This window comes from Streptomyces sp. NPDC050287 (assembly GCF_044459385.1).
Taxonomy (GTDB): Bacteria; Actinomycetota; Actinomycetes; order Streptomycetales; family Streptomycetaceae; genus Streptomyces.
In genome coordinates, this window is record NZ_JBITIY010000001.1 from 923,729 (window position 1) to 943,164 (window position 19,436).

General features: G+C 69.3%; 14 protein-coding genes and 3 pseudogenes. 6 read left to right on the top strand and 11 right to left on the bottom strand.

What is annotated here, in order from left to right; all coding sequences use genetic code 11:
* Positions 1 to 32: 32 nt before the first annotated feature.
* Together ACIBK3_RS04095 and ACIBK3_RS04100 are read left to right on the top strand one after the other, a co-directional pair.
* A complete protein-coding gene (locus tag ACIBK3_RS04095) occupies positions 33 to 608 on the top strand; it encodes a cupin domain-containing protein (RefSeq protein ID WP_399361625.1) in 576 nt (191 codons plus the stop codon).
* Between the two features lie 9 nt (positions 609 to 617).
* Positions 618 to 2,027: pseudogene (locus ACIBK3_RS04100) on the top strand (RHS repeat-associated core domain-containing protein); the annotation flags it as partial.
* A gap of 1,099 nt (positions 2,028 to 3,126) precedes the next feature.
* Here ACIBK3_RS04100 and ACIBK3_RS04105 read toward each other — a convergent pair.
* The 6 genes and pseudogenes from ACIBK3_RS04105 to ACIBK3_RS04130 form a co-directional block, all read right to left on the bottom strand.
* Positions 3,127 to 3,660 (bottom strand): annotated as a pseudogene (locus tag ACIBK3_RS04105) (hypothetical protein); the annotation flags it as partial.
* Positions 3,661 to 3,736: 76 nt separating this feature from the next.
* Positions 3,737 to 4,114, bottom strand: coding sequence for a hypothetical protein (locus tag ACIBK3_RS04110; protein ID WP_399361627.1), 378 nt, complete (start codon positions 4,112 to 4,114; stop codon positions 3,737 to 3,739).
* A gap of 226 nt (positions 4,115 to 4,340) precedes the next feature.
* A complete protein-coding gene (locus ACIBK3_RS04115) occupies positions 4,341 to 5,609 on the bottom strand; it encodes an MFS transporter (protein WP_399361629.1) in 1,269 nt (422 codons plus the stop codon).
* Positions 5,610 to 5,840: 231 nt separating this feature from the next.
* The gene (locus tag ACIBK3_RS04120) at positions 5,841 to 6,491 is read right to left on the bottom strand and encodes a DUF4360 domain-containing protein (protein ID WP_399361630.1); all 651 of its coding nucleotides are present in this window, start codon (positions 6,489 to 6,491) and stop codon (positions 5,841 to 5,843) included.
* Between the two features lie 170 nt (positions 6,492 to 6,661).
* Positions 6,662 to 7,240 (bottom strand): nuclear transport factor 2 family protein, encoded by a 579-nt coding sequence (locus ACIBK3_RS04125; RefSeq protein ID WP_399361632.1) that lies wholly within the window; start codon positions 7,238 to 7,240, stop codon positions 6,662 to 6,664.
* A gap of 129 nt (positions 7,241 to 7,369) precedes the next feature.
* The gene (locus ACIBK3_RS04130) at positions 7,370 to 7,588 is read right to left on the bottom strand and encodes a hypothetical protein (RefSeq protein WP_399361634.1); all 219 of its coding nucleotides are present in this window, start codon (positions 7,586 to 7,588) and stop codon (positions 7,370 to 7,372) included.
* 93 nt (positions 7,589 to 7,681) lie between these two features.
* Here ACIBK3_RS04130 and ACIBK3_RS04135 point away from each other — a divergent pair, with 93 nt between their 5' ends.
* Positions 7,682 to 8,125 (top strand): GNAT family N-acetyltransferase, encoded by a 444-nt coding sequence (locus ACIBK3_RS04135; RefSeq protein WP_399362113.1) that lies wholly within the window; start codon positions 7,682 to 7,684, stop codon positions 8,123 to 8,125.
* A gap of 89 nt (positions 8,126 to 8,214) precedes the next feature.
* On the opposite strand, the gene ACIBK3_RS04140 is transcribed toward ACIBK3_RS04135, so the two are convergent.
* Complete coding sequence (locus ACIBK3_RS04140) at positions 8,215 to 8,673, bottom strand: RrF2 family transcriptional regulator (RefSeq protein ID WP_399361636.1); 459 nt, start codon at positions 8,671 to 8,673, stop codon at positions 8,215 to 8,217.
* A 97-nt stretch (positions 8,674 to 8,770) separates the two neighbouring features.
* Between ACIBK3_RS04140 and ACIBK3_RS04145 the strand changes: the two genes are divergently transcribed.
* Both ACIBK3_RS04145 and ACIBK3_RS04150 read left to right on the top strand, forming a co-directional pair.
* Positions 8,771 to 11,770: a beta-galactosidase gene (locus ACIBK3_RS04145; protein ID WP_399361638.1), complete on the top strand. Its 3,000-nt coding sequence runs from the start codon at positions 8,771 to 8,773 to the stop codon at positions 11,768 to 11,770.
* A gap of 91 nt (positions 11,771 to 11,861) precedes the next feature.
* Positions 11,862 to 12,992, top strand: coding sequence for a hypothetical protein (locus ACIBK3_RS04150; protein ID WP_399361640.1), 1,131 nt, complete (start codon positions 11,862 to 11,864; stop codon positions 12,990 to 12,992).
* Positions 12,993 to 13,017: 25 nt separating this feature from the next.
* Here ACIBK3_RS04150 and ACIBK3_RS04155 read toward each other — a convergent pair whose 3' ends face one another.
* The 4 genes from ACIBK3_RS04155 to ACIBK3_RS04170 are packed head-to-tail and all read right to left on the bottom strand — an operon-like array spanning position 13,018 to position 17,705.
* Positions 13,018 to 14,532 carry an alpha-N-arabinofuranosidase gene (locus ACIBK3_RS04155; RefSeq protein ID WP_399361642.1) on the bottom strand — a complete coding sequence of 505 codons (1,515 nt, stop codon included), beginning with the start codon at positions 14,530 to 14,532 and terminating at the stop codon, positions 13,018 to 13,020.
* Positions 14,533 to 14,551: 19 nt separating this feature from the next.
* Positions 14,552 to 15,424, bottom strand: a complete 873-nt coding sequence (locus tag ACIBK3_RS04160; protein WP_399361644.1) for a carbohydrate ABC transporter permease — start codon at positions 15,422 to 15,424, stop codon at positions 14,552 to 14,554.
* Positions 15,421 to 16,359, bottom strand: a complete 939-nt coding sequence (locus tag ACIBK3_RS04165) for a carbohydrate ABC transporter permease (protein WP_399361646.1) — start codon at positions 16,357 to 16,359, stop codon at positions 15,421 to 15,423. Before ACIBK3_RS04165 ends, ACIBK3_RS04160 begins: the two co-directional genes overlap by 4 nt.
* Positions 16,356 to 17,705 carry an extracellular solute-binding protein gene (locus ACIBK3_RS04170; RefSeq protein ID WP_399361648.1) on the bottom strand — a complete coding sequence of 450 codons (1,350 nt, stop codon included), beginning with the start codon at positions 17,703 to 17,705 and terminating at the stop codon, positions 16,356 to 16,358. The genes ACIBK3_RS04165 and ACIBK3_RS04170 overlap by 4 nt, the downstream gene beginning before the upstream one ends.
* Before the next feature lie 218 nt (positions 17,706 to 17,923).
* Between ACIBK3_RS04170 and ACIBK3_RS04175 the strand changes: the two are divergent.
* Positions 17,924 to 18,952 (top strand): annotated as a pseudogene (locus ACIBK3_RS04175) (DUF6545 domain-containing protein); the annotation flags it as partial.
* Positions 18,953 to 19,436 lie beyond the last annotated feature (484 nt).

Sequence of the window (19,436 nt, forward strand, 5' to 3'; positions counted from 1 at the left end):
ATCCGTCAGGCGTTAGGCATCGCGATACCGCGATGCCTAACCCCAGCTCAGCAGCGCCTGTGCTCACCGCACTCGCCCGGCCGATACATGTCGCGGCGCGGGAGAACCCGCAGTTCCAAAGGACCGTGGAGCTTCTCATCGCGGAACTCGCACAGCCGCAGATCGGCACCACCGCCGCAGTCAACAGACGCGTCGGCCTCCTGCTCGTACAGTTCGTACGCGCCTGGCTGGCCCGTCATCCGCAGGGGCAGCCCGGCTCATGGCTGGGGGTGATGCGGAACCCGGTCGTGCGCGCCGCTCTGACGTGTGTCCACAGCGAACCGGAACGCCCGTGGACCACGGAGACGCCGGCCGCCGAGATCAGGGTCTGCCGAGCGACACTGTCCAGGCACTTCCGGGACGCCCTCGGACAGACACCGGGCACCTACGTGACACAGTGGCGGATGGACCTGGCGTCCCTCCGGCTCCGCGACACCGGCGAGCCGTCGAGTCGATATCCAGCGCCGTCGGATACGGCTCCCCGCACGCCTTCCGCCGCGCCCGCGGCATGCCCCCCCGGCGAGTACCGCTCCCGCTCCCGCGACCAGGGCTTCGGCAAAGTGTCGTGACGTCCAGCCCGCCGTCTGTCCGAAGCCTGGACCCCGTCCTCCAACGACTGCACCACCGCCCGTTCGGCGACCGCCCTCGGCGGTCCCGCCCCGTACTGGACCAGCTGGACCTACAAGCCCGGAGGCCTGCGCGACACCCAGACCGACCACAAGACAGCCGGTGACACCAAAACCGGCTACGGCTACCCCGCCGTCAACACCTCTGGCGCCGGCCAGCCCCACACCCTGACCTCCAGCACCGTCAACGGCGCCACCGCCAAGACGTACACCTACGACGAGCAGGGCAACACCACCAAGCGCTACAGCCCCACCGGCACCGCGCAGACCCTCACCTGGGACATCGAAGGAGAACTTACCCGCCTCACCGAAGGCACCAAGACCACCGGCTACCTCTACGACGCCAACGGCGAACTCCTGATCCGCCGTGGCCCCGCCAAGACCGTCCTCTACCTGGCCGGCCAGGAACTCCACTACGACACAGGCACCAACAAGTTCACCGCTCAGCGCTACTACCCGGCCGGCGACGCCACCGCCGTCCGCACCGAGGCCGGCCTGTCCTGGATGGTCGACGACCACCACGGCACCGCCTCGATGACGGTGGACGCCACCACCCAGGCCGTCAGCCGCCGCTACACCAAGCCATTCGGCGAGGCCCGCGGCGCGACGCCGCCGGCCTGGCCCGACGACAAGGGATTCCTCGGCAAACCCGCCGACGCCGACACCGGACTCACCCACATCGGCGCCCGCGAGTACGACCCGGCCATCGGACGCTTCCTCTCCGTCGACCCCGTCCTCGCCCCCGACGACCACGAATCTCTCAACGGCTACGCGTACGCCAACAACACCCCTGTCACCCGATCCGATCCCACGGGGCTCCGTCCCGATGGCATGTGCGGCGGTGCCTCAGGCCACTGCAACGGCGGCACTGAGTACTACACAAAGAACAGCAACGGGTGGGAGTGGCACTACACACAGACCTACACCCAGACGTACCAGTACCCGAAGGCGGGCGGCGGTACCGGAAGCGGCACCATGACCGTCACCGTCCGCACGGACGGGGGTCACAAGTCGGCGCAGATCGTGTTCAAGAAGGGACCTGACCCCAAGCCAGAGCGAAAAGACGGATCGCAGTGTAAATCCTGCTGGGCAATGGGAACGAACCCCTACTACGACTCGAACGCACACGATCTACCGGACACGCCGGAGCTCGCAACCTGGCAGAAAATCGTGCTAGGCGTCGTCGTGGGCGTAGCGGCGGCAGTAGTTGCCGCTCCGGTCGTTGCAGCTGTCGGTCCAGAGATCAGCGCAGCATGCCTGGCCAACCCTGCAGGTTGCGCTGGAGTCGTAGCTGAAATAGGAACAGGCGGCGCCGCAGGTGGAAGCATGCCGTCTGGCGCCGCAAACGCTGCCAGCGGGGCCCGGCTTGCGAAACAACTCCAGTACGAGGTCGACGCAGCCGCAGCGGCCAAAATGTTCACCAAGGAGGGTGACCTGACTACGGAGACCATCGCGCGTTCCACGAAAATTCAAGAGGGCTCCAAGATGGGAAACCCCCATCTGAAGGAATACTTCGCAGCGCACGGTGGTGCTGACCAGTGGGGTAAGTACGCTACTCCGCGACTCAATACCCCGGGAGGCGAGGGAACTCTCGACATTCATTTCTACAGAAATGAAGTGAGTGGAGAAGTTTACTACTACGACTACAAGGTGAAGCTCGGTGGAGGGGAAAGAAAGTGAGAGTCCGTTACCTGGGCGCCCCGGACGCGCCTCCTAATCCTACTGATGGCAGATACCACTTCGTTCCAGGGCAGGAATACGTCGTACTCGAACTGCATGTTCGGAGTGACGGTTCTTCCTCTCTGCGAATCGAGCACTCGCCAGGCGACCTCGCTGGCCTATACAGCGGGAACTACTTCGAGCAGGTGTCTGACGTCATTCCTTCCCAATGGAGGGTGGAGATCTACCAGCGAGGCGGGCTGAGCATGGGGCCGAAGGAATGGATCGCAGGAGATTTCTGGGAGCGCATGATGGAACGTGACCCTGAAGCGGAGGCTGCCTTCGAGGTGACACGCGACGCGATCCTGGCCGAGGATCCGGTCACCTGATCGTTTCGCCGAGGCCATTCCATACCGGAGGCCAGCAGCCGCGCCCGGCGCGGACGTTCGTTCGTGGACGTCCGCGCCGGGCGCGCGTGGTCGCGTAGAAGGAGCCGGACCTCCGGGGCGCCTGGCATCTCCCACGGGCGGCTGGTGGTCGTCCGCAGGAACTCTGCTCCCTTGGCATCCACCAGGACGGTCATCAACTCGTGCGCGCGTTCCTGCCGCCGGCGCATCCGGTAAGCGCCGGCCACACACGTCGGTCCGCAGGGACGGGATGGATGGTCGACGACCACCACGGAACCGCATCGATGACGCTGGACGCCATCACTCAGGCGGACACCCGCCGCCATACCGATGCTCACCGGTGGCCGCGTCCGCTCCCGGACCGGCCCACAAGTGCGACACGAGCCGCGTAAGGAATGCTGCCCGACCCAGCCGGTTGCGGCCACCACCTCCCGTGCGATGTCTATGACAGGCCGCAGGTCCGTCATCACCCGCACCGTCCCTGCGGTGGCCCGCTGGTCCAGGAGCGGTCCTTTACGGACGCTGCTTGCCTCCTTTTCCAGCTCCGAGCCGAGTTCCCGGCCCACCAGCCGCTCGCGAGCGGTGGCGTCGGAGGCGGTGAGCAGGACCCGCGTCATCCGCACATTCGCCCCCATGGCGCGCTCAAACATGCCCGTCGCCTCAGGCAGCACACTCGCAGTGTTCGTGTAGATCAGACGCCGGTAGCCGAGCCGGGCGAAGTTTTCCCATACGGCGGTCAGATTCCTCTCAGTGATCTCCGAACGGTACGGGTCCCCCTCTGGTGCCGGATGCACCTGCCCCATGAAGTCGCCCTCGATGACCGCATGAGGGACCGCCGCAGCGCGCAGCAACGCCGAAACCTCCCACCCCACCGTCGTCTTGCCGACACCGGCCCGCCCGCCGATGAGTAGTACTTCCGCGTGATCCATGGCGGCAGCGTGCCAGTTGGCGACCGCCTCACGCGATCCCATATCGCCCCGTCCTCAGGACCACACCCGACCAGGGTCATCGCGTGATCGGGATCTGTCCGGGTGTGTCACGTGAGGCCGAGGGCTCGTATGGGCCTGAGGTAATCGCGGCCGGTGTGGCGGAGGGCGGCAGCGACGTCGGTCTGGCCGTCCTGGCGGAAGGCGATGATGTCAAGGTTGCGCATGGAAGCCGTGGTGCGGGGCAGAGGCCGGTGCGGACCTTGGAGTCGTTCTCGCGGAACGTGCGGTACCGGACGTGGTGCAGGATGTTCTCGATGCCCCAGTGGCCTCTGATCCAGGTGGCCAGTTCAGTGCAGGTGGCATCGAAGACGCTCAGGCTGGTGATCAGGTAGACGCGCTCGATGGCCAGCTTTCCGGCGCTCAAGTCGCGCCGCCACCGCACCACTTGGATCACCTGCCGATTCCTGCCGCTCACCGGGATCCCTTTGCGTAACGGACATGACGCCACGTCACCCATGAGACCGGCGAACCGGACCAATCCCAATGCTGCCGGAATGGCTTCGCCGTGAATTGACCCTGGCGCTGATCGTCGCGATGACAGCTCCGTCGTCGACTGGGAGCGACATGTCAACGTGCAATGCCCCTGCCATCGGGCAGGGCATTGCTCGAGATGGTCTGTTTCAGGATGCCTTTTGGTCGGCGGGCTTCTCTGTCTCGCTGGTCACCCGTGCCCCTCGGAAGAGCACCGGGAGCCACAGGAGACATGCCAGCAGGGGGACCGCGGCGTAGGTGGCCATGCCCGCACTGGAGCCCAGCCCGTCCATGAGCGCGCCGAGGACGAGATAGCCGATGCCGATGAGCGCCGACTCCACGAACGCGATCATCGACAGCAGGCTCGCCCGGTGGCGCGACGGCACGGCCTCGTTGAACACGTTGTCCACGATCACCGCGGTGATCTCGGGAATCCCGACCAGGGCCAGGAACGCGGCGATGGTGACCCAGACAAGGCCCAGGCCGCTCAGGCCGAGTGCCGCCGCGAGCGTCAGGAGGGACACCGGGACCATGACCCGATACCCGATGCGCCGGTCCGCGCGGTCCGACAGCAGCGGAGTGAGCCCGCCGGCGAAGAATCCCGCCGATATGACCACGCTGACCAATGCGGTGCCCGCTCCCTGATCGGAGAGGGTCTTCTGCGCAAAGATGATGTACGGCGTCAAAGTCGCATGCATCAATCCGGACACCACGACAAGCGTCACGAGCGCCGGCGTGGCGACCCGAAGCATCGCCCGCCATGCCGTGGCGTCGCCGTGCCCCTCGGTTCCGTCCTGCTCGTCCACCGCGTCCGCGCCGCGGATCTCGGGCACCCGTGACATCAGCACCACCACGGCCAGGACGAGGCACGCCGCCGAACCGACGTAGACGACTCCCCAGGAGATCCGCTGCAGTTGGCCGCCGAGGACGATGGCGGCTCCCGAGGTGACCGTCCCGAGCATGGTGAACCGGGACTTGATCTTGACGTAGTCGGCCGTTGCGCCACGCCGCACGAGCAGGTCGTACAGCAGGGCGGTGTCCGAGCCGGACACGCATGCCATGCCCACGCCCTGCCCGACGAACAGTGCCAGGAACACCCAGTAGTTGGAGAACGTCCCCTGGCCGAGCAGGCATCCGGCTATCAGCATCTGGCCGATCACGACGCCGGCACGCCTGCCGATTCGGTCGGCGATGACTCCCGTCGGTAACTCCGCAAGTCCGCTGACCAGGTACAGCAGTGTCTGCAGTAGGGCCACTTGTCCGGCGGAGAAGCCTCGCTGCTGAAGGAAGAGGACGAATACGCCGCGCTGGAACAGCGAGTTGGCGAGCACGGCGTATACGTAGAACGGGCGCGTGACACTTCGTGCTGCGTTGTCGACCGCGGCCGACCCGCCAAGGGCCTCCGTGGTGCCGGTCATGCTGCGGGCTCCCTGGTGACTCCGGTGATCATTGGTGTTGGGCCTCCGCCGCCGACCGGAACCTCCAGTCCGTACGTCGCACAGGATATGGGGCGGCCATCCGGGAACCGTCGCCGGCGCCGCGCCGTCGTCGAAACGGCGGCCAGTCGGTCTGCGCCAGGCCCAAGAGCAGGTGTTCTGGTCGTGGGCCTGGGCAGCCGGTGAGTCCGTACTCGACTTCGCCGTAACCGATCAGGACTCCGGGCACTCCTTCCACGCCAGGTGGTACACCGTGCTGATGTCCCCGTCGGTGGAGTCCATCGTCATGAAGCTGACCTTGCCCGGGGCCTGGCTGCCCGCGGTCACCCGGAGTTCGGTGTTGATGTTGAAGTTGCGCTGGACTCCGCAGGGTGCGTACACCAGTTGGGGCCAGTCCGTGGTGTCGGTGGCCTGCCAGTTGTCGTCGCGGGGGCCGGTGAAGGAATGGTTCTTGAAGACCGTGCTCGAGGAGCCCTGGAAGTAGTACGAGGCCCTCTGCGTGCCGCTCGCGCCGGGCTGGAGCGAGGCGAAGCCGCGGTAGTCGGCGCTGGCGATGGCGTACGTGAAACCGCCCGGGACATGGACGATCAGGCTGAGCTGGCAGTTCTTGCGGAACGCCGTGGGGTCGGAGCCGCCGCCGGCCTGGGCGAGGTAGTCGCTGTAGGTCACGGTGAAGGCGGTGTTGTCCTCGGAGACGGCGACCGCGGCCGTGCCCTGCGGGCAGCCGGAGCCGTTCACGGTGGCGACCTTGATGACGATCTTGTCCGGGGGCGGGTCCTCGAACCCGCCGGACGAGCCCTGCGCGGGCAGTGCGGTGGTGAGCAGAGCGGCTATCGCCCCGCTCAGCAGGAATCCACCGGTCATGGTCTCTCCTAGGGGTGGGGGGTGGCTGCGCAACCGGACTGTGGAGAAACCATGAGGTTTCTGTGAAGTCCGGGAGCGGTCGCAGCCTAGGGAGACGCGGGGGAGGCGGTCAGGGCGAACTCAAGCCATTCACATTTCGGATTTCACAGCCCCGGGCACGAGAACGGCGATCAGTCGGTCCGCGCATGGCGGGAGTGGCTGTCGGCGGTCTCCCAGTACGGCGCCCAGGTCGGGAAGGACTCGGGCAGCTGGCGGGCGCCCAGCGGGTCGCTGCCGTCGTTCACGCCGGTGCCGTGCGCGGGTCTGGACAGTGCGTCGGCCAGGTACCAGCGGTGGAACTTCCGCCGCCGGAAGCACCACTCGCCGTCCACCCGCAGGTAGTCGTCCCAGTACTGCAGTTCCCCGACCTCCCACTGGCCGGTCGAGGGCCGTTCGAGCTGGTCCCGGCAGTAGACGACGCCTCTGGCGCGGTCGGCGTCGTCGAAGTCCACGATGTGGTTGGTCACCTGGTGGATCGTGGTTCTGGAGGCCCGCATGGCCTCGGTGTACCAGCGGCGCAGTGCCGCGCGGCCGGACTCGTCGCGCCCCACCCGCACGTCGGGCACGAACAGGTCCGCGACGGCGTCCATGTCCCGTGAGTCGAGCGCCAGCGCGTACCGGTAGGGGAGTTGGCGGATCTCGGCCAGCGACTCCATGCGGTCGAGCCGCTCCTCGACCGTCGTCGGTGTCCAGGGTCCAAGTCGGCCCATGCTCGTCTCCTCCCGGGTACCGGCGCGCGTCGCCACCGCGATCATACTGCGCCTTACAGATTAATAAGCTAACTGATTCAGGCAAGCCCGTCGGGGTAACGCGTTCGAACCGCCGGCCGCACTCGACCGTCAGGGCGTGAAGATGATCTTGCCCGGGGCCGTCCGGGCGGAGGATTCGGCCGGCTCCATCGCCGCGCCCGCCTCGGCCGGCGGAAATTGGGCGGCGATCTGCGCGGTGAGCACGCCGTCGCGAAGCAGTTCGAGGACGTGGGTGAGGTCGGTGCGTGTCCGGGCCCGGAACGCCTCGCGCTTGGCCGAGCCCGGCTTGCCCGAGCCCGCCCACGACATAATCCGGCCGTGGAAGCGCGTACAGAGGCAGATGAGATTCAGGCGGGACGGGTGGTGCCCGGCTTCACGTCGGGGCCGCCCATGGAATGGGCCATGCGCCCCGCCGAGCCGGCGGATGTGGAAGGGATCGCGGAGCTGCGGGCCGTGGTGATGCGCCCGGACCTGGAGAGCCTGGGCCGGTTCGACGAGCATCGGGTCCGGCAGAGGCTGCGGGATTCCTTCTCCCCGCGGCACACGTCGGTCATCCTGGCCGATGGCGCCTTCGCGGGCTGTGTCACCTTGCGGCCGGCTGAGGACGGGCAGTGGCTGGAGCATTTCTATCTCTCCCCCGACGTCCAGGGCCGGGGGCTCGGTTCGGCTGTCCTGCGAACACTGCTGGACCGGACCGACGCCGACGGCGTGCTCGTCCGCCTGAACGTCCTGCAGGGCAGCGCCGCCCGGCGGCTGTACGAGCGCCATGGGTTCACAGTGGAGGTTCAGGATCCGATCGACATCTTCATGGTGCGACTGCCAGGTGCGGGCACCCTTCGGGTGTGAGGGGTCACCTGGCCCAAAAGCCGCCCGAAAGCTGCCCAAAAGCCGCCCAAAACCTGTAGAACGACCGCGAAGCCCCGTATCCCGGACCCTCAGGGATTCTCCCAGGCCGCCGGCTCCGCGGCCAGCTGCCGTACCGGCTCCGGCAGCGTGCCCGTCGCGATGTCGGCGATCGTGACGCCCTCCAGGATGCGGCGGACGTTGGCGCGCAGGGCGATCCACAGGGGGAGCAGGGGCTGGGCGGAGCCGGTGTACTCGAGGCCTGTGGGGCGTTCGCCGCGCACGGAGACGATGGGGCCGTCGACCGCGCGGATGACGTCGGCGACTGTGATCTCCGTCGCGGGGCGGGCCAGCCGGTAGCCGCCGCCTCCGCCGCGCCGGCTGTCGACGACGCCGGCGCGCCGCAGATCCCCGAGAATGCCCTCCAGGAACTTGTGCGGGATGTCCTGGACGGCGGCGACGGCCTCCGCCTTCACCGGTCCGTCGTGCTGCCGTACGGCGAGCTCCAGCACCGCCCGTACCGCGTAGTCCGCCCGCGCAGAGATCCTCATACGACAATTGTGGGGCGTCGGACCGTAGAGAATGACCCCACAACCCACCCAAGCACCCACGGTCGCGGACGGAACAGGCACAACAGGAGGCGCTCCCTTGGGGCTCAGCAGAAGGACCTTCAGCATTCTCGCCGGTACCACGGCGCTCGGTTTCACGCTGGGCGGCAGTATCGGCACGACGACGAAGGCCTCCGCGTCGCGCAGTGTGCCCACCGGTCCCGCGCCGGGCCCGCCCGGTGCCGACGGGCGCGGGCACACGGTCGGCTTCGACCGGTACTCGCTGCTGGTCGACGGCCGGCGGCTGGTGCTGTGGTCGGGCGAGATGCACCCGTTCCGGTTGCCGAGCCCGTCGCTGTGGCGGGACGTGCTGGAGAAGATGCGGGCGCACGGCTACAACGCCGTCAGCGTCTACGTGTCCTGGAACTACCACTCCCCCGCGCCCGGCCGGTACGACTTCACGGGCGTCCGCGACCTGGAACTGTTCCTGCGGACCGCCGCCGAGACCGGCCTGTACGTGATCCTGCGCCCCGGGCCGTACATCAACGCGGAGATCGACGGCGGCGGCTTCCCCGGCTGGCTCACGGCCACCGAGGGCCGCGCCCGCACCTCTGACCCGGCCTACCTGAGGCACGCCGACGAGTGGCTGTCCCGGGTGAACCAGATCGCCGCCCGGTATCAGTTCACCAGCGGCACCGGCACGATCCTGCTCTACCAGATCGAGAACGAGTACGACGCGTTCGTCGCCGAGCCCGCGGGCCGCGACTACATGTCCCACTTGTACAAGAAGGTGCGGGCCGACGGCATCGACGTACCGCTGTTCCACAACGACAAGGGCAGGAACGGCCACTGGATCCCCGGATCGTTCGACACCGGAGGGGAGAAGGGGCGGTGGCTGTACGGCTTCGACGGCTATCCCGAGCCCGCGCGGGTACCGCCCGACTGGGGGCACTTCGGCGTCGGCGGGGCCAGGGGCGGGGCTACGGCGAGTCCTGAAACGCCCGGGTTCATGCCCGAGTTCGGGGGCGGCTGGTTCGATCCGTGGGGCGGGGCCGAGTTCCAGGGCAAGGGGTACGCGCAGGCCCGGCGGACCCGGGACGCGGCGTACGAGCGGCGTTTCCACCTGACCAACCTCGCCAACGGCATCACCCTGCACAACGTCTACATGACCTTCGGCGGCACCTCCTGGGGCTGGCTTCCCGCGCCGGTCGTCTACACGTCGTACGACTACGGGGCGGCCTTCGACGAGGGGCGCAACGCCACCCCCAAGCTCGCCCCGATGCATCAGATCGGGCAGTTGTTGCAGCGCCAGCCGGACCTCGCCAAGCTGGACCGGGCGGCGGCGGTCGAGCCCGCGGACGACCGGCTCAAGGCCTACCACCTGACCAACCCGGACACCGGCGCCCACGTGTACGTCCTGCGCAACGACAGCGACGAACGCGTCACCACGACCCTGCCGGACACCGACTTCGACGTGCCGGTCTCCGTCCCGGCCCGGGACGCCCGGCTGCTGGCGACCGGGATGGCACTGGGGCAGCGGAAGCTGAGGTTCTCCACGGTCCAGCCCATGTTCTGCCTCACCGCCGGGCGGCAGGACATCGCCGTGTTCGCCGGGCCGTACGGCGAGATCGCGCAGGTCGTGCTGGACTGCCCCGAGGAACCGGAGACGACCCGGCTGGACGCCGAGGGCGCGTGGGTCTACGACCGCGGTCTGCTGCGGGTGACCGCGCCGCTCGGCGTCGGCGGACTGACCCGGGTGCGGGTCGAGGGCGGCGGCCACGACCGGACCCTGCTGCTGTTCTTCACCGACGACGCGACCTCGCTGAGGCTGTGGCCGTACGACACCCCGTCGGGCTCGGTGCTGGTGTACGGCCCCGCGCTGGTGCGGGACGTGACCCTGAGCGGCGACACGGTCCAGCTGACCGGGGACACGATCGGGGAGACCGGCATGGAGGTGTGGGGGCCGCGCGGTATCGCCCGGGTCACCTGGAACAAGGGCCCGGTGCCGACCCGGCTCAGCGGTACCGGAAGCCTGCTGGCCGAGCGGTTCCTGCCCGGAGTGCGCCCGGTCGCCCTGCCGTCCCTGGCCGGCGGCTGGCGGCGGCGGACGGAGAACCCGGAGGCGGAGCCGGACTTCGACGACTCGGCGTGGAAGTCCGCCAACAGGACGACGTCGTACAGCGTCACGCCCGTGCCCGAGGGGCAGCCCGTACTCTTCGCGGACGACTACGGTTTCCACTACGGGGACGTCTGGTACCGGGGGCGCTTCACCGTCGGCGCCGATGACCTGGCGGACCTGGAGTCCGTCTCCCTCGCCTACAGCACGGGCACCCAGGGCCTGCTGATGGCGTGGCTGGACGGTGAGCCGCTGGGCACGCACCGGATGCCGGTGCCGGACAAGAGGACGGTACGGAAGGGCAGTTGGGCGGCCACGGCCACGTTCGAGGTGCCGAAGGCGTTGCGCGGGAAACAGGCCGAGGACGGTGCCGCGCACGTCCTGTCCGTCCTCGTGCGACGCATGCAGCACGACCAGGACGGCAAGGCGCTCGACACGCACAAGGTCGCGCGCGGACTGACCGCGGTCACCTTCAAGGGGGCGGCCCCGAAAGTGCGGTGGCGGTTGCAGGGCGAGGGCGCGCCCGACCGGGTGCGCGGGCCGCAGAACAACGGCGGGCTGCACGGCGAGCGGGAGGGCTGGCACCTGCCGGGGTTCGAGGACGGCGACTGGGAGACGGCCGAGCTGCCCCGGGCGGACCGACGGCAGGGAGTGACCTGGTACCGGACGGAGTTCAGGCTCGCCGTGGACCCCGGGACCGACGCCTCGATCGGTCTCACCCTCGACGACGACCCGGCCCGCGCCTACCGCGTCCAGATCTTCCTCAACGGCTGGAACATGGGCCAGTACATCAACGACGTGGGCCCGCAGCACACCTTCGTTCTGCCGAACGGGATCCTGCGCACACGTGGCGCGAACACACTGGCGCTGGCGGTGTTGTCCGACGGGACCACACCGGCGGGGCCGGGTGAGGTGCGGCTGACCCTGCTGGGCGCGGCGGCGGGCGGGGTGCCGGTGGAGCCGGTCGACTCGCCCGGTCGGTGACCGCCGAAACCTCGTCTCCGAGTGCATTGCCTTCTTCGGCCCACTGGTCCACGGTGTGGGGTCCGGAACCGCGAAGAGGGAGGGGAACCTCGTGCGAAGACGGCGTTTCATCGGCGGACTGGCAGGAGCCGGGGCGGGGTTGGGGCTGGTCTCGGCGAGCGGCGGTACGGCCGGGGCGGCCCCGGTCGCGCTCGCCGGGGAACCAGCGGAACCCCACGAGTGGCAGGCCGTCCCCGTGCCGGAGGGCACGCCGGCCGCCCAGTTGAGGGACGTGGCCGCAGCGGACGCGGGCCTCGCGTGGGCCGTGGGCGAGGAGGGCCGCGGCGGCGCCGCCTTCGGGCCCCCGCTGGCCCTCGTGTGGGACGGCGGGACGTGGACCCGGACCGGCCTCGGTCACCTGGGGTTCCGCGGCTACCTGCACTCGGTCGCCGGTACCGGCGCCGGCTCCGCCTGGGCGATCGGCACGGACTCCTCCGGCGCCACCCGCCTCCTCGCGTGGGACGGGCAGACCTGGCGCGAGAGGTCCTTCCCCGGTCAGGGCCAGGCCGGGACCTCCCTCACCGGTGTCACGGTGGACCCCGCCGGGGGCGCCTGGTTCTCCGGACGCGACGCCGGCGGCTCGGTGCTGCTGCACCGGGACGGCCAGGGCGGCTGGCGATGGCTGCCGGCGCCCCCGAGCGCGACCACCGCCACCCCGTCCGGCGTGCAGCTCTCACCCGGCGGTGACGTGTGGGTGTACGGCGTCGGGATCGTCGCCCGCTGGGACGGCTCGGCGTGGACCGAGTTGCCCGGCTACCAGGGAATCCGCGCCTACCTCACCGGGCTGCTGCCGGTGGCCGACGACGACCTGTGGCTCATCGGCTTCGACTACGGCGTCGGCGGGCCGCCCGGCAAACCCCCGGGCGTCCTCCTGCTGCACGGGGACGGCAGTACCTGGAACAGCGCCACCCCGCCGTTCACCGTCGGCATGCTCAACGGCATCGTCGCCGACGCGCAGGGGCGGCCCGACCGTATCGCCGGGTGGGACTTCTGGGACCAGACCCGCGCCCACTACCTGCGGTGGGACGGCACGGGCTGGGTGAGCGAACGGGGGCCTGTGGCCGCCACGCCGGTCGTGATGAACTCCCTTGCCACGGTGCCCGGTTCGGGCGGCGGCTACTGGGCCGCCGGGACGACCTCCTCCTCGCCCTACCCACCCGCGCAGGTACGGATCGAGCGCTGACGCACCCGCGCGGGAGGGGACACGCTCACGCCAGCCGGATCACGTTCCAGGACAGCGGCTCCAGCACGGCGGTCAGGGTGCCGTCCGTGAGGGCGGTGCCCTCGACCGGGTGCGGGGCGACCCGCTCCGGGTCGTCGAGGGTGTTGCGGGCGTCCGGGTCGGCGTCGGCGAGGGCGCTGTGCTCGACGACCGAGGTCAGGTCGAGGCCGTTCAGGGCGACCTCCAGCGGGAGGGCGTCGGTGCGGCCGCGGTTGACGGCGAAGACGGTGACGGTGCCGTCGTCGGCGCGCACGGCGGTGGCGTGCAGCAGGTCGGCCTCGCCGTACTTCTTCGTCTCGTACGTCGGCGAGTCGACGCGGACGTCGAGGACCTGGCCTCGGCCGTACCGGGCGGCCTGGGCGAACGGGAAGAACGTCGTCTGGCGCCAGGCGGGGCCGCCCGGCTCGGTCATGATCGGGGCGATCACGTTGACCAGCTGGGCGAGGCAGGCGACGGTGACGCGGTCGGCGTGCCGCAGCAGGGCGATGAGCAGCGAGCCGAAGACGACGGCGTCGGTGACGCTGTAGTTGTCCTCCAGGAGGCGGGGGGCCTCCGGCCAGTCGTCCTGCTCGAACGTCTTCGCGTGCTCCTCCCATTCGGGCAGGTACCAGACGTTCCACTCGTCGAAGGAGAGGTTGATCTTCTTCTTCGACTTCAGCCGCGCGCCCACGTGGTCGGCGGTCGCGACCACGTTCTCGATGAAGGACTCCATGTCGACGGCGGAGGCGAGGAAGGAGTCGGTGTCGCCGTTCTCGGGCCAGTAGTAGGCGTGCAGGGAGATGTAGTCGACGAGGTCGTACGTCTCCTTGAGGACCGTCGCCTCCCACTCGGCGAAGGTCGGCATGGACTGGCTGGAGGAGCCGCAGGCGACGAGTTCGACCTTCGGGTCGATCTGGCGCATGGCGCGGGCGGTCTCGGCGGCGACGCGGCCGTATTCCTCCGCCGTCTTGTGGCCGGTCTGCCAGGGGCCGTCCATCTCGTTGCCGAGGCACCAGAGTCCGATGCCGAAGGGGTCCTTGTCGCCGTGCGCGATGCGCTGCTCGGAGAGTGCGGTGCCCTGCGGGTGGTTGGCGTACTCCTGGAGCTCCAGCGCCTCCGCCACCCCCCGCGTACCGAGGTTGATCGCCATCATCGGCTCGGCCTGCGGGCCGATCTTGCGGAGGAAGTCGATGTACTCGGAGAGCCCGAAGCGGTTGGTCTCGGTGGAGTGCCAGGCGAGGTCCAGTCGGCGGGGACGGGATTCGGCGGGGCCGACGGAGTCCTCCCACTTGTAGCCCGAGACGAAGTTGCCGCCGGGGTAGCGGACCGCGGTGACGCCGAGTTCGCGGACCAGTTCCAGTACGTCCGTGCGAAGGCCTGCCTCGTCTGCCGCCGGGTGCCCCGGCTCGAATATGCCCGTGTAGACGCAGCGGCCGAGGTGTTCCACGAACGAGCCGAACAGGCGCGGGTTGACCTCGCCGACGGTGAAGGCGGGGTCGAGGGTGAAGCGGGCGGTGTGCATGGGGTCCTTTCGGGAGTCGTTACTGGCCCGCGAGGCCGGTGTGCGCGACACCCGCCACGATCTGGCGCTGGAAGAAGACGAAGACGATGATCAGCGGCAGGCCCGCCATCAGGCCGCCGGCCATGAGCTGGGCCCACTGGATGCCGTACGAGTTCATCACGGTCGCGATGCCGTTCGGCATGGTCATCAGGTCGGGGTTGTTGGTCACCATGTACGGCCACAGGAAGTTGTTCCACGAGGCGATGAAGGTGAAGATGCCGACCGCCGCGAGGGAGGGACGGGACAGCGGGAGGACGATGGTGAAGAAGACCCGCCAGCGGCCCGCCCCGTCGATGAACGCCGCCTCCTCCAACTCGCGCGGGATGCCCTGGAAGAACTTGTAGAGGATGTAGACCATCGCTGCGGGCGCGCACTGCGGAAGGATCATGCCCCAGTAGGTGTCGACCATGCCCATCTGCTGGACGGTCGTGAAGAGGGGCACGCCGAGCACGGCGGGCGAGACCATCAGGCCGGTCATGACGAGGCCCATGAGGGCGCCCTTGCCGCGGAACTCGGTGCGGGCGAAGCCGTATCCGGCGAGCGCGCTCACGAACAGCACGACGGTCGTCACGCACACCGAGACCACCAGCGAGTTCACGAACCAGTTGGTGAGGTTGCCGGTCTCGAAGATGGCCTTCCAGGCCTGGCCCGTCCACAGCTTCGGCAGCCAGTGCGGCGGCACCTCGACGGCCTCGGTCTCCGACTTGAGGGAGGTGAACAGGGCCCAGGCCAGCGGCGCGAGGAACACCGCCGAGACGGCGGCGCCGAGGAGGGTGAGGATGATCTGGCTGGGCGTCCAGGCGCTGCGGGGCTTGACGCGTACCGGTGCGGCTGTCTGCGTGGCGGTGGTCATCGGCCGCCCTCCTCACGGTTGCGCAGCAGCCACATCCGGGCGAGGGCGACGGCCGCGATGATCACGAAGAAGATGATGGAGATCGCGGAGGCGTAGCCCACGCGGTAGCTGGTGAAGCCCTGTTCGAGGGTGTACTGCACGAAGGTGCGGGTCGCGTCCTCCGGTCCCGGGCCGAAGTCCATCATCACGACGGCCTGGTCGAAGACCTGGAGCGAGGCGAGGATCTGGAGGGCGAGGACGAGGCCGGTGATGTTGCGCAGCATCGGCAGGGTGATGTGGACCATGCGGTGCCAGGCGTTCGCACCGTCCAGCTTCGCGGCTTCGTACAGGTGCGCGGGGATGCCCTGGAGGGCGGCGAGGTAGAGCAGGAAACTGAAGCCGACCGTCCACCACAGGGTGCAGATGACGACGGCGAGCATGGCGTACGACTTGTCGGTCAGCCAGGGCGTCTCGATGCCGAAGACGGAGTTGACCATGCCCGTACCGGGGTTGAACAGCCACTGCCAGAGGTTGCCGGCGACGGTGGAGGGCAGCAGGAACGGGGCGAAGAAGCACAGCCGCCACAGCCACTTGCCGCGCTCGATGTGGTGGGCCAGCATCGCGAGGAGGAAGGCGAGGACGGTGATGCAGGGCACGACCAGGAGCGTGAAGTACGCGCTGTGGCCGAGCGAGTCCCACATCAGCGGGTCGTTCAGGGCCTCGCGGTAGTTGTCGAGGCCGATGAAGTGGGCGGCGTCGCCGGAGATGTTGGCGTCCGTGAAGCTGAGGTAGACGCCGCGCAGCAGCGGCCAGATCACGAACAGCGCGAACAACGCGAGGAACGGGGCGACGAACCAGCCGCCGTGCTGGAAGCCCTGCTTGCGGCGGACGGTGGCGCCGGCCGCGGCGGTTCTCGCGCGGGCCGGGGCGAGAACGGTCTGCGCACTGGTCGTCATGCGACCGCACCTCCCTGCGCGGCGGTCCTGCCGTCCATCGGGTTCTTCATGGTGAGCAGGTGGGCGAGCGTGCTCTTCATCCGGCGCGCGGCGCTCTCCGGCTCGGCGGAGCCCATCGACGCGGAGACGACGACGGGGCCGACGCGCTGGGCGAGGATGCCGGTGGAGCCCGCGAACCACACCTTGGGCTCGGTGGCCTGGTGGTCCATGGCGGAGACGTACTCGTTCTGCGGGCTCAGCTTCTTGTACGCGGCCGTGGACAGGGTCGGCGTGTAGGCGGGGATGTGACCGCCGGCCGCCCACTGCCGGGCGTGCTTGACGACGTAGGCGGCGAGCCGGTGGGCGCCCTCGTTGGTGGCGCCGCCACGGTCCGACTGGTGCGGCAGCACGAAGGAGTGCGACTCGGCGTGCGTGGCCTGTCTGCCGAAGACGGGCGGCAGCGGGGTCGCGCCGTAGTCGAGCTTCGCGCCGGAGAAGACGGGCACCGACCAGTTGCCCTCCCAGGTGAAGGGCGCCCCGTTGATGAACTGCTCGCCGTCGGCGGCGCCCGCGGTGGAGTACCCGTCGGTGACGTGCCGGCGCAGGAACTCAAGGACCTGGACGGCCTTGTCGGTGTCGAAGGTGACCTCGGTGTCGGCGGCGTTGAAGAAGGTGCCGCCGAGCTGGGTGTAGAAAGCGACGAAGAACCACCACATGAAATTCTGGTCGTTGGCGTGCAGCCCGAGGGTCTGCAGCCCCTTCTTCGTGGCTTTCTTGGCCTCCTTGAGCACGTCGAACCACTCGTCGGTCGACGTCACGGGCACCATGCGGCCGTCGGCGCCGAGCAGGCCCGCCTTCTTCAGCACGTCCTTGCGGTAGAAGCAGAGCTGGACGTGGATGTCCAGCGGGAGGGCGTACAGCTTGCCGTCGATGACGGCGCGCTTCCACAGCACCGGGTTGAAGTCCCCTTCCCGCACCCCGTACTTGGCGAGCAGGCCGACGTCCCACGGGTCCAGGAGGCGGCCGGGCGCGAAGCCGGTGACCCGGCCCAGGTGCATGACACCGAGGTCCGGTGCGCGGTTGCCCGCCGCCGCCATGGCCAGCTTGGTGTAGAAGGGGCTGCCCCACTGGAGGGTGGAGTCCTTCACGTCGATGTCCGGGTTGTCCTTACGGAAGGAGTCCAGCATCGCGATCATGTTGTAGCCGTCGCCGCCGCTGAAGAGGTTCCAGTACCGCACGCGGGTCCGGGCACCGGCGGCGAGCGCGTCGGCGCCGGTGCCGAGTGCGGCGAAGCCGAAGCTGCCGGCGACGAGCAAACCGCCGAGCCCGCCCAGGAGTTGCCTGCGATTCAGGTCAGGTCGTCCCATGCCCTGCCCTAACTGTTCGGTATGTCGAATCATGCTCGTAACTTCGAACGGCGACGGTAGATAGAAAGCGCTTCCACGTCAATGGTTTGGACACGACTCGCCTGACGGCGACACGTCAGGGCGCGTAACCTCAAAAAGCCAAGGAGGAGGAGAAGAAGGAGGGGAGGCGTGTGGCGTACGCCCTCGGCCTCGGTGCGCGCTACGACCTCGAACTCAGCATGTACGCCATCTCCTTCTGGATTCCCACCGCGGTGCTCGCCGCCGCGCTGGCGATCAAACTCCCGACGATCATCCGGCTGTGGAAGGACCCGCTGCTGCGTGCGGTCGGCGGGCTGCTGCTGCTCGCCTGCGGTGTGTTCGTGTTCGTCACGCCCTCGACGATCGTCTGGACGAACCGGGTCACCGGGGTGCCCAACATCTCGGCGCCCCTGGTCTATTCGCTGCTCACCGCGTTCTGCGGTTCCTGTCTGCTGCTGATCATCGCCTGGCAGGGCGGGCTGTCCGACCGCTCGGACGGCACCCGGCGCGCGATGCGCTGGGTGATCGCGGTCTACTCCGGGGTGATCGTGGCCCTGTGGGTGCTGTTCGCGCTCGCGGACGCGCCCGTGGAACGGCTGCGGGACCTGGACACCTACTACGCCAACACCCCGTTCATGCGCGAGGAGATCCTGCTCTACCTGCTCGCGCACACCGTGGCCACCGTGATCACCTCCCGGCTGATCTGGAACTGGGTGCGCACCGACGGCCTCGACGCCTGGCTGCGCTGGGGACTGAAGTTCCTCGGCCTCGGCTACGCCAGCCAGTTGGTGTTCGACGCCGCCAAACTCACCGCCGTCACGGCCCGTTGGACCGGGCACGACCTGGACTGGCTGAGCACCGTCGTCGCCCCGCCGGTGGCCTGTCTGTCGGCCGTCCTGATCGCCGTCGGCTTCATCCTGCCGCACGCCGGCCAGTACCTGCACGAGCGTTGGCGCCTGAGACTGGCCCACCACGAACTGCGTCCGCTGTATCTGCTGACCCGCCGCGTCAACGGCCACGGCGTGCCCGTGCTGCTGCGCGCCACCCCCGAACTGCGCCTGACCCACCGCGAAACGTTCATCCGCGACACCCTGCTCCCCCTGGCACGGCACCTCGACGAGGACCTGCGCGCCCGGTCGTACGACACCGCCCTCACCCTCGGCCTCACCCCGGACCGGGCGAAGGCGGTGGCCGCGGCGGTGGCGATCCTGGAGGCGGTCGAGGCGGGGACCGGCCCGGCGGGGGCACGCGAGTACCGGGCGGAGCCGGCGGACCGGGCCGGCGTCGGCCGGCGGGGCTTGGTGGCGCGGGTGAGCGGTTCCATGGAGACGCACCTGCGGCAGGCCGTGCGAACGGGGGGCCGCGTCCCGCCGCAGGGCGCGGGAGCGGGAGCGGGAACACCCCTGCCTGATGGGGGTCCCGGCCCGCGCACGCGTACGGCCGTGGTGGATCAGGCGGCCTGCGAACAGGTGGCGCCGCCGGTGAGCGACTCCGTCGAGGCGCATCCGCGCGAGGCCGTGCGAGCCGGGGGCCGCGTCCCGCCGCACGGCGCGGGAGCGGGAGCGGGAGCGGGAGCGGGAACGCCCCTGGACGATGAGGGTCCCGCACCGCGCAGGCGTTCGGCGGACGGCGACCGCACGGCCGTGGGCGCCCCCTCCGGGCGGGAGCGGGCCGGCGACCGTCAGACCGATGTGGTCCCCGGGGGCGCGGCGC